The organism is Buchnera aphidicola (Ceratovacuna keduensis) (assembly GCF_039372665.1).
GTDB lineage: Bacteria > Pseudomonadota > Gammaproteobacteria > Enterobacterales > Enterobacteriaceae > Buchnera_G > Buchnera_G aphidicola_D.
The window spans coordinates 236456-256986 of record NZ_CP134994.1 but is presented as its reverse complement, the minus strand read 5'-3'; the positions used below and the strand labels follow the sequence as shown (position 1 = coordinate 256986).

The window sequence follows — 20531 nt, the reverse complement described above, 5'->3', positions numbered from 1 at the left end:
TGTATTTTATAAAATTATTATATTATATTTTTGTTTTATGTTATTGATTTTTTTTTTAAATTAAATAATTTTTTAAAATTTTCTTTCATTATTTCTGAAATTTCATCTAATTTTATTTTTTTTAATTTTGCTACACATTTTGCTATATAATATAAATTTGATGGTCTGTTTTCTTTTCCTCTATAGGGTTCTGGGGAAAGATATGGAGAATCTGTTTCTATTAAAAGTTTGTTTAATGGTATATATTTTATAATATTTCTTAATTCTGATGCATTTTTAAATGTTATAATACCTGATATTGATATATAAAAATTAAGGTCTATTATTTTTTTTAAATTTTTTAAATTTGTTTGATTAAAAGAATGTATTATTCCTCCATAATTACTAATTTCTGAAATTTCTAAAATTTTTATTGTATCTTTTATAGAATTTCTAGTATGAACTATTATAGGTTTTTTAAATTCTTTACTTATTTTTATTTGATCTAAAAACATTTTTTTTTGTCTTTCTTTGTTTATTTTGTTTTGTTTAGAATAATCTAATCCTATTTCTCCTACTGCAATTACTTTTTTTTCTTTTAATCTTTTTTTAATTTCTTCAATTATTATATTTTTTTTATAATAAAATGGATGTATTCCACATGCATAAAATATATTTTTTTTATTTTTTAATAATATTTTCATTTTATCAAAATTATTTATTGAAGTAGAAACATTTAAAATATATTTTATATTTTTTTTTTTTGCTTCTTTTAATATTTGATATATATTTTTTTTTATTTTTTTATAATTTATTTTGTCTAAATGACAGTGAGAATCTATTAATATCATTTTTTTTTACACTTATGGTAGTAGTATATTGTTAACATTATTTTTTAATATTTTTTCCCATTTAAAAATTTGTTCTAACAAAACTAATTCATAATTTATTCTATTTATATTTAATATATTTTTTTCAAATTGCATCCATGAATTTATACTTTTATATATTATTTTTTTTTTAAATTTTTTTGATATAAAAATAATTAATTTTTTTTGATCTATGTTGATTATAAAATTAAACATTTTTTTTTTATATTTTATTGAATCTAAAAATATTGTATATATTAAATTTAAAAAAAAAATTATAAATTCTTTTTTTATTATATTTAAAAGATCTATTAATTTTTTTTTTTTTATTTTTTTAAGTAAACATTTATAAAAATATTTTCTTATTTTCCATGAATTTCCTAATAATATTTTTTTTGCAAGTAATGGAATATTGTTACTAATTTCTATTGCTTGTTTACATTTTTTATAGTTAAAATTTGTATTTTTTAATAGCCATTTTATATTTTTTTTTTTTTTTTCATTAAATATATTTATTATATATAGTCTACTTTTTAAAGTAGATATTATATTTTTTATTTTATTTGTTTGCAAAAAAAATATTGTATTTTTTGGAGGTTCTTCAATTATTTTTAGTAATGTATTACTTTCTAGTTCTGTCAATAATTCTGAATGTTCTATATATATTACTTTTTTATTACTATATTGAGGTGTAAGTAATATTTTTTTTATTATTTCTCTTAAATTATTTATTTTAATTTTTTTGAATAATTTTAGATAATATATATCAAAAAATTTTTTTTTTTCTATTAAATTACATTTAATACATTTATTACAAAAAAATTCTTTTTTTATATTTTCACAAAATATCCATTTTTTTATATTTAGAACAAGTTTATTAATTCCTAAATTTTTATCAGAATTTATCAATATAGAATGGTGTTGTCTTTTTTTCAACATTTTTATTATTTTTTTATAATATTTTAATAACCATGGATATAATTTATTTTTCATTTTTTTAACCAAAATATAATTTTTTTTTAAATTTTTTATATTTTTTTTATAAAGAAGAATTTATAATTATTTTTTATATATTTTTATGTTTATTAAATATAATTTTAATAACTTTTAAAAAAATTATATATTTTTTTATTATATATATTTTTTTATTTTTTATTATATTAATTATTATATATAATATATAAAAATATATATTCAAATATGGTTATTTTTTTATATAAAATATTTTATATACTTTTTTTAATATTTTGTTTTATAAATTTTGTTTATATAAAAAAATTATTAAAAAAATATATTTTTTTTAAATATAAAAATATTTTTTTATAAATAATTCTATTACTGTTTAATAAAAAATAGTAATATTTTTATTTTATTATAAAAATTTTTATTTTTAATTTATATTTTTATAATTTATATAAATTTTTGATATTTTTATTATAAATTTTATTTTTTTTAAGACATTTTTTAACATTTTTTTAAACATTTTAATATTTTTATTTTTATATTATTTATTTTTTTTAATAATATAAATTTGTTTTTTATATTTATAATAATTTTTTTTTAATTTTATTTTTTTTTATTATATATTTTTCAATATCTGTTATAGTTTGTAATTTTTCTATTTCTTTATCTTTTATTTTTATATCAAATTTTTCTTCTAATCTCATTATAAATTCTATTTTTTCTAAAGAATCTATATCATAATTTTTTTCTAAAGAAAAATTATTTTTTATTTTTTTTATATTTATTTTAAATTGTTTAGATATAATATTTTTTATAATATTTTTAATTTTTTTCATTTTTTTCCTTAATATTTTCATTCCATGTACATTCCGCCATTTACATGTATTGTTTGACCTGTTATATAAGAAGATTTTTTTGATATAAGAAATGTTATTACATTTTCTACATCTTTTACTGTTCCAAATCTTTTTACTGGTATTTTTTTAATATATATATTTTTTTTTTCTTTTTTTATTTTTTTTGTCATTTTAGTTTTTATAAAACCTGGAGATATAACATTAGAAGTAATTCCATATTTTGCTACTTCTAAAGCTAATGATTTATTAAATCCTATAATTCCATATTTTGATGCAGAATAATTTGATTGACCTATATTTCCAATATTTCCTATTATAGAGCTAATATGAACTATTCTTCCATATTTATTTTTGATCATATATTTTATTATATTTTTAGACATTAAAAATGTAGATGTTAAATTAATTTTAATTATGTCTGACCAATTTTTTTTTGTCATATTTAATATAATTTTATCTTTTTTTGATCCTGTATTATTTATTAATATATCTATAGATCCAAATCTATTATAAATTTTTGATATTATTTTTTTAATATTTTTAGGTTTTTTAAAATTTATTAAAAATCGTTGTTTTTTATTTTTAATAAATTTTTTCATATTTATTAGTCCATTTTTAGATGATGTAGTTCCTATTACTATTATTCCTTTTTTAGATAATTTTTTAGATATTTCTTTTCCTATTCCTGAATTTGCACCAGTTATTATAGCTACTTTTTTTTTCATATTTGTATTATTTTTTTTGCATATAAAATATTTTTTTTACTATTTATAGTTATTGTTTTTATAAAATTATTATTTTTTTTTATAAAAATTTTATTAGTACTAATTTCTATAAATAATTTTACATTTTTTTTTATAATATAGTCAATACATTCTTTCCACTTAACTTTTTTATATAATTGTTTACATAAATATTTCTTTATATTATTTTTTTTATATATATTTTTTGCGTCTACATTATTTATTATATTGTAAATTGGATTTTTAAAATTTATTTTTTTTATTAAATTAAAATATTTATCTTTTATAGATTTTAGTATTTTACAGTGTATAGGTACATATATTGGTAAAGATAAAATTTTTTTAGATTTTTTTTTTTTACATAATTTTACAGCTAATTTTACTGCTTTTGAATCTCCTGTAATAGTAATTATTTTTTTTGAATTTACACTGGATATTTCTACTATATTGTTATTTGAACATTTTTTACAAATTTTTAATACTTTTTTTTCTGTTAAACCAAATATTAAATTTGTATTAAATTTTTTTTTAGATATTTTTTCCATTAGTTTTCCTCTTTTTTTTACCAATAATAAACAAGTTTTAAAATTTATAGAATTTGAGCATATTAATGATGAATATTCTCCTAAACTATGACCAGCAATTATTTTAGGTTTTGCATCTATGTGTTTTATAAACAATTTATATATTGCAATTGATATTGTTATTATTATTGGTTGAAAATATCTATTTTTTATTTTTTCTATAGAATTTTTATAAATATTTTTCCAAATATTATATTTTATTATTTCTGAAGCTTCTTCAAACGTATTTTTTATTGAATTGTCATATTTATATAATTTAATTAATTTATTTTTATTATATTTACTTTGACCTGGAAAAATTATTGAAAAATTCATTTTTTTTTATTTCCATATTTTATTATTAAAAATATATATTTTTAAATAAATTCTATATGATAAAACAATTTTCATATAGAATTTATTATATTTTTTAAAAAATTTTCTTGCCTTTATAAAAGTTTTTTTTTGTAATATGATGTCTTATATGTTTTTCTTTAGAACTTTTATCTATAGATATTTGAATTATTTTACATTTGTCTTGAGATCTTCTCATATCTCTTTTAGATCTAGAATGTTTACTTTTTTGTACAGCCATTTTTTTCCTTAATTTTATTAAATAATTTTTATTAATATTTTAAAAAATTATTTTTTCATTAGATATTATATTAATTTTTTTATTTGTTTTAGGGTGTATAAAAGAAAATTTACATGCATGTAAACACAAGTTTTTATTATTTATGTTAACTTTTTTATCTAAATTTCTATTTCCATATCTATTATCGTTTACTATTGGATATCCAATTTTTGATGTATGCACTCTTATTTGATGTGTTCTTCCTGTTATTGGTCTTATTTTTAATATTGTAATATTTTCATATTTTTTTTTTATTTTAAATTTTGTTTCTGACATTTTTCCATTTTTTTTAACTATTACTAATCTTTTTCCAAATATATTTTTAGTTTTTAATAAAGGAAGTTTTACTACTTTTCTTTCTTTTGGCCAAGTTCCATGTACAGCTGCTATATATGTTTTTTTTGTAGTTCTATTTTTAATTTGTTCATGTAATGATTTTAATGCAAATTTTTTTTTTGATATTATAAGTATTCCTGAAGTTTCTTTATCTAATCTATGAACTAATTCTAAATTTTTTTCTGTAGGATATATAAATCTTATTATTTCTATTATTCCAAAATTTATTCCACTTCCTCCATGTACAGCAAGTTTTTTAGGTTTATTTATTATTATTAAATATTTATCTTCATATAAAATTCTTTTTTTTATAAGTTTTTTATAATATTTTATACATATTTTTTTTTTTTTATTTTTATATGTTTTATATATTGGAGGAATTCTTATTATATCATTTTTTTTTAATTTATTTTTTGCTTTTATTCTTTTTTTATTTATTCTTATTCTTCCTTTTCTTATCATTGTATATATTGCATTTTTAGAAATTTTTTTAAATTTTTTTTTAATAAAATTATCTACTCTTTGTCCTATTGAATTTTCTTTTATTAATATTTTTTTTACATTTGTATATTTATTTTTCATTTTTTTTTAAAATAATTAAATATTTTTATTATATATTTAATTTTATATATTTTTATATGTATATAAAATTTTATTTTTGTTTAAAAATTTTTGATAGTGTTAATATTGTGTTAATATATTTTTTTATTATTTTATAGGTATAAAATATAATTTCATGAAAATAATGTTAATAAATTCTGTTGAAAAAGAAGAAACGAGAATAGCAATATTAGATAATGACAAATTATGTCATTTAAATATAGAAAACAATATAAATAAAAAAAATAAGCATAATATATATAAAGGAAAAATAGTAAAATTTGAAAAAAGTTTAGATGCTTTTTTTATAAATTATGGTGTAAAAAAAAATGGATTTCTTCCTATAAAAGAAATATATAATTTTGATTTATATTATAATATTTATAATTATATAAATTATAAAGATAAAAATAACTTTTTTCAATTAAATTTAGATATATTAGTACAAGTTATTAAAGAAGAAACTAAAAATAAAGGAGCATTTTTAACTACATATATAAGCTTACCTGGAATATATTCTGTTTTAATGCCTAATAGTATAAATAAAGAAGGAATATCTAAAAAAATAACAGGAGATTGTAGAAATAGAATAAAAAATTTTATTTCTTTTATTAAAGTTCCTAATAATATGGGTTTTATAATTAGAACAGAAGGTTTAAAAGTTTCAATAGAATCACTTCAAAAAGAAATAGATATAAAAATAAAATTATGGAATAAAATAAAAAAAAACTATAAAAGCATAAAATCTCCAGGTTTAGTTTATAAAGAAAATGATATAGTAATAAAGACTTTTAAAGATTGTTTGCATAAAGATACAGACGAAATAATTATAGATAATCCAAAAATATTAAAAAAAATTTATAGATATTTTTTTTATATAAGTAATATTTCTTTTTTAAAAAATATAAAAATATATAATAAAAATATTCCATTGTTTAGTTTTTATAAAATAGAATCTAAAATTAATAATTTGTTTAAAAGAAAAATAATGTTAAGATCTGGTGGATATATTACTATAGATAGTACTGAAGCATTAACTGCAATTGATATTAATTCTTTTAGATCTAAAAAATACAATAGTATAGAAGATACAGCTTTTAATACTAATATGGAAGCTATAGAAGAAATATTTTATCAAATAAAAATTAGAAATCTAGGAGGTTTAATAGTAATAGATTTAATAGATATGGAATTTTTAAATAATAAAAAAATTTTAAAAAATAGATTGAAAAAATTAATTAAAATGGATAAAGCTAAAATTGAAATAGGTGATATATCTAAATTTGGATTATTAGAAATGTCTAGACAAAGATTAAGTTCTGTATTGCAAATATATAATTATTATTTATGCAATAAATGTAATGGTGATGGTTTATTAGTAGATAAAGAATCTTTTTTATTATCAATATTTAGATTAGTAGAAGAAGAAATTTATAAAGATAATGTTTATGAAGTTAATATAATTGTTCCAGAAAAAACTAATATATGTTTTAAAAATAATAAAATAAATTATATTAATAATATAAAAAAAATAGAAAAAAATAAAAAGATTATAATATTTTTTAGTAAAAAAATAAAATATCCAAATTTTTTTATTTTTGGTTTATGTAAAAATAAAAAAAAAAAAAATATATTAAAAAAAATTATAAAAAAATATAATACTAATAATACTATGATAATATATTAAAAAAAAATTACATTTTTTATTTTTAATTAAAAATAAAATTATTTTTTTTATAAATTTTATGTTTTTTGCAGGAGTGTTTATATTTTTAATTATATATTTTCTCCTGCTGTTTTTAAATAAACATATTTTTTAATTATTTTTATTATTTATTATATTTAATCCTCTTTTACTAATAATTTCAGATATTTTTTGATCATATATTTCATTATAAACTTCATTTTTTTTTTCATTAAACAATTCATTTTTAGGAATTGTTAATCTAATATTTTTTAAAAGTATTTTTATAAATATTTCTTCTATTTTTTCTTTTACAATATTAGAATTTTTTTTTTGTTCTTTATATATATTATTAAATTTTATTATATTATTTTGATTGTCTAATATTTTCATTTTAGTATTTCTATTTTAGCTGATAAACATTTTGATGACTTTAATATTTTTAATATTTCTATAATTTCATTTGTTTCTATTTTAAAAGTTTTTAACATTGGTAATATATCTTCTAATAAAACACCGCTATTTATTATTATTTGATTTTCTTTAATTTGTTTAGTAGTTTTTTTAATGTTTTCTTGTAAATTTATATATAAATTTTTGTAATTTATATTACATGGTTCTACTTTTATTTTGCTGTTTGTTATTATTAATCCATTATTTTTATTTATAAAGATTTTTGGTTCTGTTGGAACTTTTACATTTATATTTTGTATATTAGATATAATTTCTACTATATTATAATTTGTTTTTTTATCATTTAATATAGTTATTTTTTTAGAATTTATAGGCATTGCCGTATTTGGATAATATTTATTTATTTCATCACTAATTTTTTTTGCTAATATAAAATTTTCATATTTTAGTTGTAAATTTATTACTTTTTTATTATAAAAATTATTTTCTACTATTTTTTCAATATTACCTCCATTTAATATTTTTCCAGAATTTTTAGGTGTATTTAAATTTAAATTAAAATTTTTATTTTTTTTTTCATCTTTTTTGTCTATTATTACTTTACCTTGAGCTATTGCATAAATTTTATTATCTATTCCTTTTAATGGCGTTAATATTAAGGTTCCTCCTTCTAAACTTTTACAATTTCCTATAGATGAAACTCTTACATCTATCTTTTCTCCTATTTCAGAAAATAATGGTAATTCCGTAGTCACCATTACTGAGGCTATATTTTTTAATTGCATATTATTATTTTTTTTTATAGTTGTTCCTAATTTATATAATATGTTTTTTAAAGCATATAGAGTAAAAGGAGCTTGTGAAATTGAATCTCCAGTTCCATCTAAACCTACTACAAGTCCATATCCTATTAATTGATTATCTCTTATACCATTTATATTAGTTAAATCTTTAATTTTTTCTGCAAAAGAAAATGTACTATTAAATAAAAATAATAATGATATAAGTATTTTACTAAAAATTAATATTTTTTTCATTTATGTTTTTTATATGTATATAAAAATATTTTTATACAAAATAATTTTTTATTATATTTAATATAATATTATATAATATTAAAATAATATAAATTTTTATATTGGTATGACATGTAAAATAAATCTTTGCCACCAACCCATTTTTTCTATGTCTTTTATATAATCATTTCTAAAGTATTCTACTTTTATATCTGCTACTCTTGTAGAAATTATTTTATTATTTTTTTTTATATTATCAGGGTTTATTATTCCTGAAAATTTTATTGTTTCATTTCCTCTATTTATAACTATGTTTTTAGTACCTGATACTAATAAATTTTCATTAGGTAAAATTTGTTTTACAGTAACTGTAATTATTCCAGATAAAAAATTTTCTGAAATGTTTTGTCCTGAACCAAACAAGTTATTTTCAGATTTTTGATTTAATCTAAAAAAATTTTTTAATATCATGGTTAATCTATTGTTTTCATATTTTTTTTCTTTATTTCCTAATAAACTACTAGCATATCTTTTAGTATTTTCAGCCGTTCTATTAGTTGCTATAGTATTTTCTTGTATTAAAATTGATATTAAGTCTCCTACTTTATATTTTTTTTCTTGTTCAAATAAAGAGCTATTTTTTTTTTCTGTTATATTATTCTCTTCAAATATTGATCCATAAGTATCATCTTTAATATTTTTATATGCACTATTTCTTTTTTCTAATATATTATTTTCATTAGAATTATTTAAAGAGTATGTTTTAAATAATATATATATTAAAATAGGAATTAAAAATTTAGTATTTTTCATTTTTTTTACTTAAAATCTTATTTTGTTTTATTAGTTTTTAAAGTTATTTTATTAAATTTATAATGCATTTTTTTTATATTTCACATATTCTTTGTAACATTTTATCTGATGCATTTATTGCTTTACTATTTATTTCATATGCTCTTTGAGTTTGTATCATATTTATAAGTTCTTCAGCTATGTTTACATTTGAACTTTCTAAATATCCTTGTTCTAATTCACCTGTATCATATGTTCCAGGTATATTTTCTAATGGTTCTCCAGACATAGAAGTTTCTTTATATAAGTTATCTCCTATACTTTCTAAACCAGAGTTATTTCTAAATGTTGATATATTTATTTGCCCTATTTGTATTTTTTCTTTTTTATCTTTTAAAATAATGCTAACTATTCCATTTTTATTTATATAAATATTATTAAAATTTTCAGGTAATGTTATATTAGGTTGTAATAATAATCCATTTTTATTCACAATTTGTCTATTATTGTTTATTGAAAATGATCCATTTCTAGTATATGCTAAACTGCCATCAGGCATTTGTATTTGAAAAAATCCGTCTCCATTTATAGCAATGTCTTTATTAGAATCTGTTTTTAACAAATTTCCTTGACTAAAATTTTTTTGTATCTCTTTTGTTCTAGCTCCAGCTCCAGCATCAAAACAGCTATTTGAACTATTGTTATCATTATGTTCTTCATTTACATAATTATTGTTTTTATATATTAAATCTTCGAATATTGCTACTGATTTTTTAAATCCAATTGTATTTACATTTGCTAAATTATTGGAAATTATATTCATATTATTTTGTTGTACATCTAATCCTGTTTTTGAAATCCACATAGATGGCATCATAATTATATTTCCTGTTTTTTAATTATTTATATTTAATATTTGATTTATTTTTTTTTCATTTTCATTTTTAGTAGATATAATTTTCATTATAATTTCAAATGTTCTAGCATTAGATGTATTTTCTATAATATTAGATATAGGATTTACATTGCTTCCTTCTAAAATTCCAGTTCTTATTTCTAGATTTTTATTTTTTAAATATTTTTTATAACATTTTTTTTTAATTTTAAATAAACCATTATTATATTCTTTTAATTTATTTATATTTATTTCTTTAAACTTTATTTTTCCTATTATTTTGTCCTTATTTATAAAATTTTTTTTATAACTTATAATAATTGTTCCATCATTTTTTATTTTTGGAAAAAAATTTTTAGGTATATATATAGGTTCATTATTTATACCAATTAAAAAATTGTTATTTATACTTAAAGCATTTTTTTTATTAATTTTTATATTTCCATTTCTAGTTAAATATATTTTTGAATTTTTATCTTTTACTAAAAACCAACCATTTTTGTTAATTAAATATGAATCTAATGGTTGATTAGTATGGTTTAATTGTCCAATTGAATTATCATAATAATTAATTGTTTTATTTTTTATATTTTTGTTTTTCTCATTATAAACTTTTAAAAAATAATTAAATTTTGCTTTAAAACCTATAGTAGACAAATTTGATAAATTATTGTTTATAATTTCTTGTTTTTCTAATATTCTATTTGCTAAATTTATATAAGAACAAATTTTATTTTCCATATTAATTTTTTTTTGTTTCTCTGTTTTATTTTTAATATTTTTTATTTTTTAATTTTTAAAATATTAATTCTTATTTTTTAATTTTTTTATTAAATTCTGTTTCTTTTAAAAAATTTATTAAACTTTTATTTGTATTACTAATTGATATTTCTGTTAAACATTTTTTTACATCTTCTGGAAATTTTACCATTTCAGCAGTTCCTAATTTACCTCTTGTATCATCTGAAAATACTCCTATAATATTTCCATTAGGACATATATCATAATGACTTAAATTTTTTAAAGGAGCACCATCTGCTTTAAGTTTTTTGAAACATGTAGGAATATTTTTATTTGTTGTCATATCATTACATTTAAATAATATTTTGTTTTTTGAAGTAGGATCAAAATCAGATTTTACAATTATTCCAGATCCCATTATATGTATTTTATTGTTTGCTCTGTTATAAAATATATAATTTTGATCATATCTTTCATTATTTTTTCTATTTATAGATATTATTCTCCAAGAATTTACTGCATTTTTTAAAAAATATATGTCTAAATCGTTATGATGACCTAATTTATCATATACTTTAACACTTCTTTTTCTTGTATAAGTAAATGGATCTAATGGATTAAATTTAATTTCTTCTTTTACTTCTTCTTCTGTATTTAAATTTGCTTCTATAATTATTTCATTAGTTTTATTTATTATTGGTAAGAATTTTTTTGAAAAATCCAATATTTCAGGTTTTGATACTTTATTAGGTACATTATTTTTGTCAAATAAATTTCCTGTTAAATATTTTCCATCACTATTTACTATTTTTAATTCATTATTCATTGAAAAATCTCTTTTAGAACTTAAAGATACATTTCCTTCTTTATCTATAAGTCTAAATAAACCATAATATATAGCTTGTTTTCTATTAAAATCACTGTCAAATATTTCAGACAATAATTTTTTACCTCTTCTTACATATATAATATTTTTTTTAATATCTTTATCATCTATTGTTTGATTTGTTTCACAACTTTTATCATAAAGATTTTTTGTTTGATTTTTGTAATATTCTATTCTTTTTTCATTTTGTTTATATTTTTCGTTATCTATTGAGTTAGTAATTAACATATATTTCCTCAATTAATTTAAATTAGTATTATAATTTCATTATTAAAATAATAACAAAATATTATATATTTTAAAAATATTTAATTATTTAGATATGTCAATAGTTTTTAAAATTATATATTTTATTGTTTGTACTATTTCTAAATTCGCTTGATATCTTTTAGAAGCATTTAAATAATTAACTGTTTCATTTAAATAGTTTACATTAGATAATTTCAAATATCCTTTAGAATCAGAAAGAGGATGATTTGGATTATAAATTTTTTTGTATGGATCTTTTGTATTAACTATTTTTTTTATTCTTACTATTTCTGGGCTATATATATCTTTTTTATAATTTTCTAATATTGCCATTTTTGCTTTGTATGGATAAAATTTTCCATTTTTACTTTCAATACTTTCTGAATTAGCAATATTATTAGTATGTATTTCAATTTTTTTTTCTTCTACATTCATAGCTGATGAACATATATCTAATATATTAGTTAAAGACATTTTTATTATCCTTGAATTGCTAAATATATATTTCTTATTTTTTTACTTATTGCTGATATTTCTAATTGGTAACTTAAACTATTTTTTAAAAATTTCATTTTTTCTCTATTTAAATCTATTTTGTTAATTTTTTTAAAACTTTTTCTTTTTTCTAAAATCTTCATATAATCTTTTAAACTAATAGTTTTAGAGCTTTTTGTAATGTGTCTACTACAAGTTGCATAAAGTTCTCTTTTCTTTTTTATAGAATCAATTTTTTTTACTATTTCTTCAAATTGAATATTTCTTTTATTATAATTTGGAGTTTTACAATTTGCAATATTTGATGCAATAGATTCTTCTTTAAGAGCTCTTAGATTTAAAAGCATTTTATTTAACTCAAAAAAATCATTTATAATTTTTATCATTTTTTTTTACTCATTATTTTAAAATAATTTTTTTAATATTTTTTTTATATTTTAAAAAAAAATATTTTATTTATTATAATATTATATATTTATATATATATGTACATATATATTAATATATTTTATAAAAAAAATGTTTTTTATTTAAATATTTTATAAAATTTATAAAATATTTTATTTTATATAATTTGAAAAATTTTAATATGTTATATTGAAGTATTTTTAAATTAAAAACAAAAAATAATTAAAATATTTTAGTATAAAATAATATAAGATTATGTTTATAAAATCTATTGTTTTATTATTTTTTATATATTTATTAAAATTTTTAAAATTTAAAATATATTTTAAAAAAAAAATTATAATAAACTTTATTTTTTATTTTTAAATTAGTAATTAAAGGTAGTAAAAATTATGGCATTTTTAAGATCTATATTGTCAATAAGTTTAATTAGTTTTTTTTCTAGGTTTGTTGGTTTTATAAGAGATATTTATATTGCTAGATGTTTTGGTGTATCAATGTATACAGATGCTTTTTTTATAGCTTTTAAAATACCTAATTTTTTTAGAAAAATATTATCTGAAGGAGCATTTTCTCAAGTTTTTTTACCAATTTTAATAAAATTAAAAAAAAAAGAAAATGATAAAATAGTTAATAAATTTATTTCTAATATATTTGGATTAATAATTTTAATATTGATAGTATTAATTTTTTTAGGAGTATTTTTTTCTTCTAAAATTGTTTTGTTAATAGCTCCAGGATTTTTAAAAGATTCTAATAAATATGATATAACAGTTTTTTTATTAAAAATAATTTTTCCATATATTTTTTTTATTTGTTTGGTTTCTTTATCTGCATGTGTTTTAAATGCATGGAATCATTTTTTATCTTCTTCCTTTATGCCAATGTTTTTAAACATTAGTATGATAATATTTTCTATTTTTTTTTCTAAATATTTTTTTCCTAGTATATTATCTTTAGGATATAGTGTATTATTTGGAGGATTTATACAAATAATTTTACAAATTTTTAATTTATATAGAATAAATAGATTAATTTTACCTTCTTTTAATTTTAAAAATAAACCAATATTTTTATTTTTAAGAAAAATGTTTCCAGCAATGTTAGGAGTTTCAGCTAATCAAATTTCACTTCTATGTAATACTATAATATCTTCATTAATAATTTCTGGTTCAGTTTCTTGGATATATTATGCTGATAGAATAATAGAATTTCCAGCTGGAATATTAGGAACTTCTTTATCTACAATATTGTTACCTTATTTATCTAATTTTTTTTACAAAAATCTTAAAAATAAATTTTTTGATTTGTTTGATTGGGGAATTAAACTAAGCATAATAATATCTGTTCCTAGCGCTTTATTTGTTGCATTTTTTTCTAAATATATAATATTCACTTTATTTCAATATGGAAATTTTAGTTCTTTAGATACATTAATGACACAAAAAACTTTAATTGCTTATTCTTTAGGTCTTGTTTCAATGGTATTAACTAAAATTTTAGTTTCAGCATTTTATGCTAGACAAGATGCTTCAACTCCTATGAAAATATCAATATTTAGTATAATTGCTTCACAAATTATGAATATATTTTTAGTCAGTAAATTTCAACATGTAGGATTAGCTTTGTCCTTTAGTATAGGATCTTGGGTAAATGTATTATTTTTATTTTATTATTTAAATAAAAAAAATATATTTTTATTTAAAAAAAATTGGTATAAATTTTTGTTTATTATAACTTTTTCTATATTATTTATGATATTAACTATGTATTTTATAAAAAATATTTTTTTTTATGTTTATTTACATTCTAATATAATAATTAGATTTTCATATTTATTTTTATTTTTATTAATTTCATTTTTTTCTTATTTTTTTTCTTTATTTATTTTTGGATTTAATTTTTCTGAATTTTATAAAGTAATAAAAAAAATTAAATATGATTAAAAATATTATAATAATAGTTTTTTTAGGAGGAAGAGAGATTCGAACTCTCGGATGAGATTTTTTCTCATCGGCGGTTTTCAAGACCGCTGCCTTAAACCACTCGGCCATTCCTCCATTTTTATTAAAAATAAAAAATTTTATAAATAATATATAATTATATATTTTATTATAAAAAATGTAAAATGGATAGTTAAAAATATTAATTTGATTTATTTTTCTTTTATGATATTATTTAAATAAATTATTTTTTATAAAATTATATTTTTAATTTGGCGTATTGACAGATTGGTCATGTGTCGGATTGCAAATCCGAAAAACTCGGTTCGATTCCGGGATACGCCTATAAAAATTATTTTTTTTGTATATTTTTATAATTTGCCCGGATGGTGAAATAGGTAAACACAAGGGACTTAAAATCCCTCGGCTTTTTTAGCTTTGCGGGTTCGATTCCCGCTCTGGGTAATATATATTTTTATATACAAAATTTTTATGTAATTTTAAATTTTATACTTTTATTTTTTTTAATATGAAAAATTTATATGAACAAATATGATTTAGAATTTTATGGAAAGAATTTTACTTTATTAGTTTTAAATTTATATAAATATAATTTAAAAAATTTTAAAAAATATTTTAAAAAAAAAATTATAGAATTTCCTAATATTTTAAAAAAAACTCCTATAATAATAAATATTATGTTTTATATGAAAATATCAGATTGGATATTAACAAAAAAATTAATATTATATTTTAAATTTAAAATAATAGGTTTTTCTAGTTGTATAAATATTGATTTGAAAAATTATATAATTGATTCAGGAATACCGTATTTAAATATTGGAAAAGAAAATTTTTTACCTAATGTTAAAAAAAAAAGTAATAAGAATATAAATAATATACATAATAAAAAAAATAGTTCAATTACTATAAATTATCCTATAAGATCAGGTCAAAAAATTTATTCAAAAAATTCTGATTTGATAATAATTAATAATGTTAGTTATGGTGCAGAAATAATTTCAGGTAAAAATATTCATATATATGGATCTCTAAAAGGAAGAGCAATAGCTGGTTCTTTAGGAGATTTATCTGCTAAAATTTTTTGCAGATTTTGTTATCCAGAACTTATATCTATTTATAATAATTATTGGTTATATGATAAAATTCCAAAAGAATTTATTGGTAAATCTTCTTATTTTTTTTTAAAAGATAATAGTTTATATGTAAAAAAAATATAATTATAAAAATTTTTAATAATAGTGGAATTATATTAATGAGCAGAATAGTTGTAGTTACTTCAGGAAAAGGTGGTGTAGGAAAGACCACAACAAGTGCTTCTATATCTGTTGGTTTAGCAAAGTTTGGGAAAAAAACTGTAGTGATAGATTTTGATATAGGACTAAGAAATTTGGATTTAGTTATGGGTTGTGAAAGAAGAGTAGTATATGATTTTGTAAATGTATTAAATGATGATATATCTATAGAACAAGCTCTTATAAAAGATAAAAGAATAGATAATTTATATATATTACCTGCATCTCAAACTAGAGATAAAAGTGTATTAACAAAAGATTCTGTTAATAAAGTTTTTAATAAATTATCTAATATGAATTTTGAATTTATAATTTGTGATTCTCCTGCTGGAATAGAAAATGGAGCTATTATATCTATATATTTTGCAGATGATGCTATAATAGTAGCGAATCCAGAAATTTCTTCTGTTAGAGATTCCGATAGAATGTTAGGAATAATTTCTTCTACTTCTAAAAGATCAGAAACAGGAGAAAAGCCTATATTAGAACATTTAATATTAACTAGATATGATCAACAAAGAGTAAATTCTGGACATATGTTAAGTTTAGATGATATATTAGATATTTTGAAAATACCTATAATAGGAATAATACCAGAAGATTCTTCTATATTAAATGCATCTAATAAAGGAATTCCAATAATTTTAGATAAAAATTCTATTTCTGGTAAATCTTATGAAGATACTGTTAGAAGATTTTTAGGTGAAAAAGTTCCTATCAAAATATATAAAAAAGAAAAAAGTTTTTTAAAATGGTTATTTTGGAGATAAAATTATATGTCATTTTTATATTTTTTCTATTCTAATAATAAAAATACAGCTAATATTGCAAAAAAAAGACTTAATTATATAATTTCCAAAAAACAAAAAAAAAATTTTAAAGTAAACAATTTAAAAAAATTAAAAAATGATATTATTATGTCTATGAAAAAACATTTAAAAATAGATTATAAAATGTACAATTTAAAAATAAATGAAAAAAAAAATAAAAATTTTTATATATTAGAATTATATATAAATCTTTTAAAAAAAGATAAATAATAAACTTTTTTATGTTAAATAATTTGGTAAAGATAATACATCATTTCTAATAATTTTATTTTTTAACATTTTTTTTACTATATGTATTATATATTTTGCATTTGGAAATATAATTTTAAAAAAAAATATTTTTTTTTTATATCTTATTTTTTTTAATGCTTTTTTTATTTCTAATTTTTTAAATTTACCAGAAATATTTACATTTTTTTTTTTAATAATTTTTTGTATTAATTCTTTTAAAGTTATCATTTTTTCTGTATTTTTACCTATCCATATACCATTTTTTTTTCTATTATAATTTCCATAAAAAAAATTATTTTTTTTATTTTTAATTAATACTATCAATTTTTTTTTTTTATAAATTTGCCAAAAATTTTCAGCAATTATTTTTAATGAAGATATAGCAAATAATTTTATTTTTTTGTTTAAAAAAAAACTTTTTGCAATACTAGAAGATATTCTTATTCCAGAAAAGCTTCCCGGTCCATTTGAATAAGCAACTATTTTTATATTATTTTTGTTTATTTTATTTCTTTTTATTATTTTTTGAATCATTGGAAAAATTTTTTCTTCATAATTATTTTTACATTTGTTAAATATATAATCTATTTTTTTTTTAACTAATAATGCTACAGAACAACTTTTATTAGAACTATCTAAAGACAAAATATTTTTTTTCATTTTTTTATTTTTTTTATTATATTTTAATTTTTTATAAATTTATTTTTTTTATTCTCACTAATTTTATTTTATATCTATTTGATTTTAGAATAGTAAATTCTAAATTATTTATTTTAATAGTTTCACCTATATTTGGTATATTTCCTGTATTCGAAATTAATAAACCAGCTAAAGAAGCACATTTTTTTTCTTTATCTACTAATTTATTTACATTTAATAATTGTTCTAAAGAATGTAAATCTGTGTTTCCTTTTACTAACCAGCTATTTTTTTCTTCTATTACATCTGGTGTTTCATCTGCATCTGGAAATTCTCCAGCAATAGCTTCTAGAACATCTAATGGTGTTATTAGTCCTTGTATAACTCCGAATTCGTTAGTAACTATTACAAAGTTACCTTTTGATTTTCTTAATATTTTAAGTAAATTTATTGGATCTAAAGTATCTGGTATTATTATAGGTTTAGTTTTAGAAGAAAAATTTAATATATTTATTTTTTTTTCTAAAGCTATTAACATTTCTTTTGCTCTAACTATTCCTATAATTTTATCTAATTCTCCTTTGCATACTGGAAATAGACTATGTGGACTTTTTAACAATTTTGATCTAATTTTACTATTTTTATGTTCTGAATTTACCCAAGAAATTTCTCCTCTTGGAGTCATTATACTTCTTATTGATCTTAATGCTAAAGTTAAAACTCCATGCATCATATATCTTTCTTCATCTTTAAATTCTTCATTTTCTCTTTTATAATTAGATATATAATTATTTTTTTTAAATTTTTCTTTTTTTATTAATTTTTTTTTATGATTTTTTGACATTAATTTTATTACTATTTCAGCTAATCTTTTTCTCATTGGCATACTAGATTGATATTTTATAAAATTTCTTTTTGCTATTTGATTAAATAGTTCTATTAACGTAGAAAATACTACAGCTGTATATAAATATCCTTTTGGTATAAAAAAACCAGTAGATTCTGCTATTAAACTAAGACCTATCATTAATAAAAAACTTATACATAGTAAAACTATTGTTGGATGTTTATTTATAAATTTTGTAATTATTTTAGCTGCGTATAGCATTATTATCATAGCTATTATCATTGATAATATCATCATAGATAATTTATTTACTACACCTAAAGATGTAATAACAGAATCTAAAGAAAAAATTACATCTAATAAAACTATTTGTAATATTACAAACCAAAAACTATTATATATTTTATTTTCTATTTTTATATTTTTTTTATGATCTAATCTTTCATTAAGTTCTGTTATTGCTTTAAATAATAAAAATAATCCACCTAAAAAAAGTATTATATCTTTACTAGAAAAATTAAAATTTTTTATTTGAATAATAGTATTGTTTAATGTTGTTATCCAAGATACTAAAAATAGTAATATTAATCTAATACATAATGCTATACTTAAACCTATTATTCTAGCTTTGTCTCTTTGATATGGAGGTAATTTGTTTGATATAATTGTAATAAATAATAAATTATCTATGCCTAATGTTACTTCTAAAATAATTAAAGTTAATAGACCGGCCCAATTAGACGGATCTAAAATTATCTCCATTAAATACTCCGTAAAATAAAAAATAATAAATCTTATTATAAAATTTATAATTAAAAATTTTAAATATATATTTTTTTATAAAATAATTATTTAAAAAAATTTATATAAAGCGCCTTTACAACATTTTTGTAAAGGCACATATAAAATTAAAACAATCATAAAATAAAATTTATAATATTCTATTTTTATTCATGTTTATATAGAAGATACATTAACAGCGGCTGGACCTTTTTGACCATCTTGAATTTCAAATTCTACATTTTGTCCTTCTGATAAAGTCTTAAATCCTTCACTTTGTATAGAAGAAAAATGTACAAAAACATCTTTACTTCCATCTTCTGGTGTAATAAAACCAAAACCTTTAGATTCGTTGAACCACTTAACTTGACCTTTTATTTTTGCCATTTTTGTAATTTTTCCTTTGAATATATTTATATAGGTCTAAACATATAACGTATAGATAAACTAGAAACATTACTGCATGAGGCATGAATTTAAGATTCAAAAGATAAGTAATTTCAACTACTTTGTTCTAAAAATTTTAATTTAAAAATGCCATACATAAACAGAATTGTAACTTGTCTTACCTAACGTGGTTATCGACCACGATATAAAAATAAATTTTTATTTTAAATAAAATATAATTTTTTATAAATAATAACATATTTTAAATATAAATAAAATATTTATAAATAAAATATATAATATATTTTTATAATATATTTTAAAAAAATTAAAATTTTATATTCAATTATATCATATAAATATATTTTTTTTAAAAATATATTTTATTTTTAATATAAAAATTTTTTAAAAAATAAAATTATATATAAAAATAT

The 20531-nt window shown here is 17.0% G+C and carries 23 protein-coding genes and 3 tRNA genes; 7 read left to right on the top strand and 19 right to left on the bottom strand.

The features are described 5' to 3' along the window. Positions 1–35: 35 nt before the first annotated feature. The 7 genes from RJK19_RS01200 to RJK19_RS01170 all read right to left on the bottom strand — a co-directional run bounded on the left by RJK19_RS01200 (position 36) and on the right by RJK19_RS01170 (position 5526). Positions 36–830: a TatD family hydrolase gene (locus RJK19_RS01200; protein ID WP_343183895.1), complete on the bottom strand. Its 795-nt coding sequence runs from the start codon at positions 828–830 to the stop codon at positions 36–38. A gap of 12 nt (positions 831–842) precedes the next feature. Further along, a complete protein-coding gene (locus tag RJK19_RS01195; protein ID WP_343183894.1) occupies positions 843–1841 on the bottom strand; it encodes a DNA polymerase III subunit delta' C-terminal domain-containing protein in 999 nt (332 codons plus the stop codon). 551 nt (positions 1842–2392) lie between these two features. Next, positions 2393–2668 (bottom strand): phosphopantetheine-binding protein, encoded by a 276-nt coding sequence (locus tag RJK19_RS01190; RefSeq protein ID WP_343183893.1) that lies wholly within the window; start codon positions 2666–2668, stop codon positions 2393–2395. Continuing rightward, positions 2665–3393, bottom strand: a complete 729-nt coding sequence (fabG, locus tag RJK19_RS01185; RefSeq protein WP_343183892.1) for a 3-oxoacyl-ACP reductase FabG — start codon at positions 3391–3393, stop codon at positions 2665–2667. The genes RJK19_RS01190 and fabG overlap by 4 nt, the downstream gene beginning before the upstream one ends. Further along, on the bottom strand, positions 3390–4310 hold the full coding sequence (locus RJK19_RS01180) for an acyltransferase domain-containing protein (protein WP_343183891.1): 921 nt from the start codon (positions 4308–4310) through the stop codon (positions 3390–3392). Before RJK19_RS01180 ends, fabG begins: the two co-directional genes overlap by 4 nt. A 94-nt stretch (positions 4311–4404) precedes the next feature. Beyond that, positions 4405–4569 carry a 50S ribosomal protein L32 gene (rpmF, locus tag RJK19_RS01175; protein ID WP_343183890.1) on the bottom strand — a complete coding sequence of 55 codons (165 nt, stop codon included), beginning with the start codon at positions 4567–4569 and terminating at the stop codon, positions 4405–4407. Between the two features lie 39 nt (positions 4570–4608). Next, positions 4609–5526, bottom strand: coding sequence for an RluA family pseudouridine synthase (locus RJK19_RS01170; protein WP_343183889.1), 918 nt, complete (start codon positions 5524–5526; stop codon positions 4609–4611). Positions 5527–5680: 154 nt separating this feature from the next. Here RJK19_RS01170 and RJK19_RS01165 point away from each other — a divergent pair, with 154 nt between their 5' ends. Beyond that, positions 5681–7231, top strand: coding sequence for an Rne/Rng family ribonuclease (locus RJK19_RS01165; RefSeq protein WP_343183888.1), 1551 nt, complete (start codon positions 5681–5683; stop codon positions 7229–7231). A gap of 129 nt (positions 7232–7360) precedes the next feature. On the opposite strand, the gene RJK19_RS01160 is transcribed toward RJK19_RS01165, so the two are convergent. The 8 genes from RJK19_RS01160 to flgB all read right to left on the bottom strand — a co-directional run bounded on the left by RJK19_RS01160 (position 7361) and on the right by flgB (position 13102). Then, complete coding sequence (locus RJK19_RS01160; RefSeq protein WP_343183887.1) at positions 7361–7621, bottom strand: hypothetical protein; 261 nt, start codon at positions 7619–7621, stop codon at positions 7361–7363. After that, positions 7618–8679 carry a flagellar basal body P-ring protein FlgI gene (gene flgI / locus RJK19_RS01155; protein ID WP_343183886.1) on the bottom strand — a complete coding sequence of 354 codons (1062 nt, stop codon included), beginning with the start codon at positions 8677–8679 and terminating at the stop codon, positions 7618–7620. The genes RJK19_RS01160 and flgI overlap by 4 nt, the downstream gene beginning before the upstream one ends. 96 nt (positions 8680–8775) lie before the next feature. Then, the gene (locus tag RJK19_RS01150) at positions 8776–9471 is read right to left on the bottom strand and encodes a flagellar basal body L-ring protein FlgH (protein WP_343183885.1); all 696 of its coding nucleotides are present in this window, start codon (positions 9469–9471) and stop codon (positions 8776–8778) included. A 73-nt stretch (positions 9472–9544) separates the two neighbouring features. Then, positions 9545–10327 (bottom strand): flagellar basal-body rod protein FlgG, encoded by a 783-nt coding sequence (gene flgG / locus RJK19_RS01145; RefSeq protein WP_343183884.1) that lies wholly within the window; start codon positions 10325–10327, stop codon positions 9545–9547. Between the two features lie 18 nt (positions 10328–10345). Continuing rightward, a complete protein-coding gene (locus RJK19_RS01140) occupies positions 10346–11086 on the bottom strand; it encodes a flagellar basal body rod C-terminal domain-containing protein (RefSeq protein WP_343183883.1) in 741 nt (246 codons plus the stop codon). A gap of 70 nt (positions 11087–11156) precedes the next feature. Then, a complete protein-coding gene (locus RJK19_RS01135; protein WP_343183882.1) occupies positions 11157–12200 on the bottom strand; it encodes a flagellar basal body FlgE domain-containing protein in 1044 nt (347 codons plus the stop codon). Between the two features lie 84 nt (positions 12201–12284). Further along, complete coding sequence (gene flgC, locus RJK19_RS01130; RefSeq protein WP_343183881.1) at positions 12285–12695, bottom strand: flagellar basal body rod protein FlgC; 411 nt, start codon at positions 12693–12695, stop codon at positions 12285–12287. Positions 12696–12700: 5 nt separating this feature from the next. Beyond that, positions 12701–13102 carry a flagellar basal body rod protein FlgB gene (gene flgB / locus RJK19_RS01125; RefSeq protein WP_343183880.1) on the bottom strand — a complete coding sequence of 134 codons (402 nt, stop codon included), beginning with the start codon at positions 13100–13102 and terminating at the stop codon, positions 12701–12703. 414 nt (positions 13103–13516) lie between these two features. Between flgB and murJ the strand changes: the two genes are divergently transcribed. Then, a complete protein-coding gene (gene murJ, locus RJK19_RS01120) occupies positions 13517–15070 on the top strand; it encodes a murein biosynthesis integral membrane protein MurJ (protein WP_343183879.1) in 1554 nt (517 codons plus the stop codon). A 24-nt stretch (positions 15071–15094) separates the two neighbouring features. On the opposite strand, the gene RJK19_RS01115 is transcribed toward murJ, so the two are convergent. Further along, positions 15095–15184 (bottom strand) — tRNA-Ser (locus RJK19_RS01115). Between the two features lie 157 nt (positions 15185–15341). On the opposite strand from RJK19_RS01115, the gene RJK19_RS01110 reads away from it, so the two are divergent. The 5 genes from RJK19_RS01110 to RJK19_RS01090 all read left to right on the top strand — a co-directional run bounded on the left by RJK19_RS01110 (position 15342) and on the right by RJK19_RS01090 (position 17423). After that, positions 15342–15412, top strand: a tRNA-Cys gene (locus tag RJK19_RS01110). Positions 15413–15447: 35 nt separating this feature from the next. Then, positions 15448–15532 (top strand) — tRNA-Leu (locus RJK19_RS01105). 77 nt (positions 15533–15609) lie between these two features. Further along, complete coding sequence (gene minC, locus RJK19_RS01100) at positions 15610–16308, top strand: septum site-determining protein MinC (protein ID WP_343183878.1); 699 nt, start codon at positions 15610–15612, stop codon at positions 16306–16308. A 35-nt stretch (positions 16309–16343) separates the two neighbouring features. Further along, positions 16344–17153 carry a septum site-determining protein MinD gene (gene minD / locus RJK19_RS01095; protein ID WP_343183877.1) on the top strand — a complete coding sequence of 270 codons (810 nt, stop codon included), beginning with the start codon at positions 16344–16346 and terminating at the stop codon, positions 17151–17153. Between the two features lie 6 nt (positions 17154–17159). After that, on the top strand, positions 17160–17423 hold the full coding sequence (locus tag RJK19_RS01090; RefSeq protein ID WP_343183876.1) for a cell division topological specificity factor MinE: 264 nt from the start codon (positions 17160–17162) through the stop codon (positions 17421–17423). A 9-nt stretch (positions 17424–17432) separates the two neighbouring features. Here the strand turns inward: RJK19_RS01090 and tsaB are convergent, their stop codons facing one another. The 3 genes from tsaB to cspE all read right to left on the bottom strand — a co-directional run bounded on the left by tsaB (position 17433) and on the right by cspE (position 20097). Then, positions 17433–18104 carry a tRNA (adenosine(37)-N6)-threonylcarbamoyltransferase complex dimerization subunit type 1 TsaB gene (gene tsaB, locus RJK19_RS01085; protein WP_343183875.1) on the bottom strand — a complete coding sequence of 224 codons (672 nt, stop codon included), beginning with the start codon at positions 18102–18104 and terminating at the stop codon, positions 17433–17435. Positions 18105–18135: 31 nt separating this feature from the next. After that, positions 18136–19692 (bottom strand): TerC family protein, encoded by a 1557-nt coding sequence (locus RJK19_RS01080; RefSeq protein WP_343183874.1) that lies wholly within the window; start codon positions 19690–19692, stop codon positions 18136–18138. Positions 19693–19887: 195 nt separating this feature from the next. After that, positions 19888–20097 (bottom strand): transcription antiterminator/RNA stability regulator CspE, encoded by a 210-nt coding sequence (cspE, locus tag RJK19_RS01075; RefSeq protein WP_343154594.1) that lies wholly within the window; start codon positions 20095–20097, stop codon positions 19888–19890. Between the last annotated feature and the right edge of the window lie 434 nt (positions 20098–20531).

Bases quoted from the DNA above. Each gene is read 5' to 3' on its own strand.
- RJK19_RS01200 (WP_343183895.1), bottom strand. From the start codon at position 830: ATGATATTAATAGATTCTCACTGTCATTTAGACAAAATAAATTATAAA.
- RJK19_RS01195 (WP_343183894.1), bottom strand. From the start codon at position 1,841: ATGAAAAATAAATTATATCCATGGTTATTAAAATATTATAAAAAAATA.
- RJK19_RS01190 (WP_343183893.1), bottom strand. From the start codon at position 2,668: ATGAAAATATTAAGGAAAAAAATGAAAAAAATTAAAAATATTATAAAA.
- fabG (WP_343183892.1), bottom strand. From the start codon at position 3,393: ATGAAAAAAAAAGTAGCTATAATAACTGGTGCAAATTCAGGAATAGGA.
- RJK19_RS01180 (WP_343183891.1), bottom strand. From the start codon at position 4,310: ATGAATTTTTCAATAATTTTTCCAGGTCAAAGTAAATATAATAAAAAT.
- rpmF (WP_343183890.1), bottom strand. From the start codon at position 4,569: ATGGCTGTACAAAAAAGTAAACATTCTAGATCTAAAAGAGATATGAGA.
- RJK19_RS01170 (WP_343183889.1), bottom strand. From the start codon at position 5,526: ATGAAAAATAAATATACAAATGTAAAAAAAATATTAATAAAAGAAAAT.
- RJK19_RS01165 (WP_343183888.1), top strand. From the start codon at position 5,681: ATGAAAATAATGTTAATAAATTCTGTTGAAAAAGAAGAAACGAGAATA.
- RJK19_RS01160 (WP_343183887.1), bottom strand. From the start codon at position 7,621: ATGAAAATATTAGACAATCAAAATAATATAATAAAATTTAATAATATA.
- flgI (WP_343183886.1), bottom strand. From the start codon at position 8,679: ATGAAAAAAATATTAATTTTTAGTAAAATACTTATATCATTATTATTT.
- RJK19_RS01150 (WP_343183885.1), bottom strand. From the start codon at position 9,471: ATGAAAAATACTAAATTTTTAATTCCTATTTTAATATATATATTATTT.
- flgG (WP_343183884.1), bottom strand. From the start codon at position 10,327: ATGATGCCATCTATGTGGATTTCAAAAACAGGATTAGATGTACAACAA.
- RJK19_RS01140 (WP_343183883.1), bottom strand. From the start codon at position 11,086: ATGGAAAATAAAATTTGTTCTTATATAAATTTAGCAAATAGAATATTA.
- RJK19_RS01135 (WP_343183882.1), bottom strand. From the start codon at position 12,200: ATGTTAATTACTAACTCAATAGATAACGAAAAATATAAACAAAATGAA.
- flgC (WP_343183881.1), bottom strand. From the start codon at position 12,695: ATGTCTTTAACTAATATATTAGATATATGTTCATCAGCTATGAATGTA.
- flgB (WP_343183880.1), bottom strand. From the start codon at position 13,102: ATGATAAAAATTATAAATGATTTTTTTGAGTTAAATAAAATGCTTTTA.
- murJ (WP_343183879.1), top strand. From the start codon at position 13,517: ATGGCATTTTTAAGATCTATATTGTCAATAAGTTTAATTAGTTTTTTT.
- minC (WP_343183878.1), top strand. From the start codon at position 15,610: ATGAACAAATATGATTTAGAATTTTATGGAAAGAATTTTACTTTATTA.
- minD (WP_343183877.1), top strand. From the start codon at position 16,344: ATGAGCAGAATAGTTGTAGTTACTTCAGGAAAAGGTGGTGTAGGAAAG.
- RJK19_RS01090 (WP_343183876.1), top strand. From the start codon at position 17,160: ATGTCATTTTTATATTTTTTCTATTCTAATAATAAAAATACAGCTAAT.
- tsaB (WP_343183875.1), bottom strand. From the start codon at position 18,104: ATGAAAAAAAATATTTTGTCTTTAGATAGTTCTAATAAAAGTTGTTCT.
- RJK19_RS01080 (WP_343183874.1), bottom strand. From the start codon at position 19,692: ATGGAGATAATTTTAGATCCGTCTAATTGGGCCGGTCTATTAACTTTA.
- cspE (WP_343154594.1), bottom strand. From the start codon at position 20,097: ATGGCAAAAATAAAAGGTCAAGTTAAGTGGTTCAACGAATCTAAAGGT.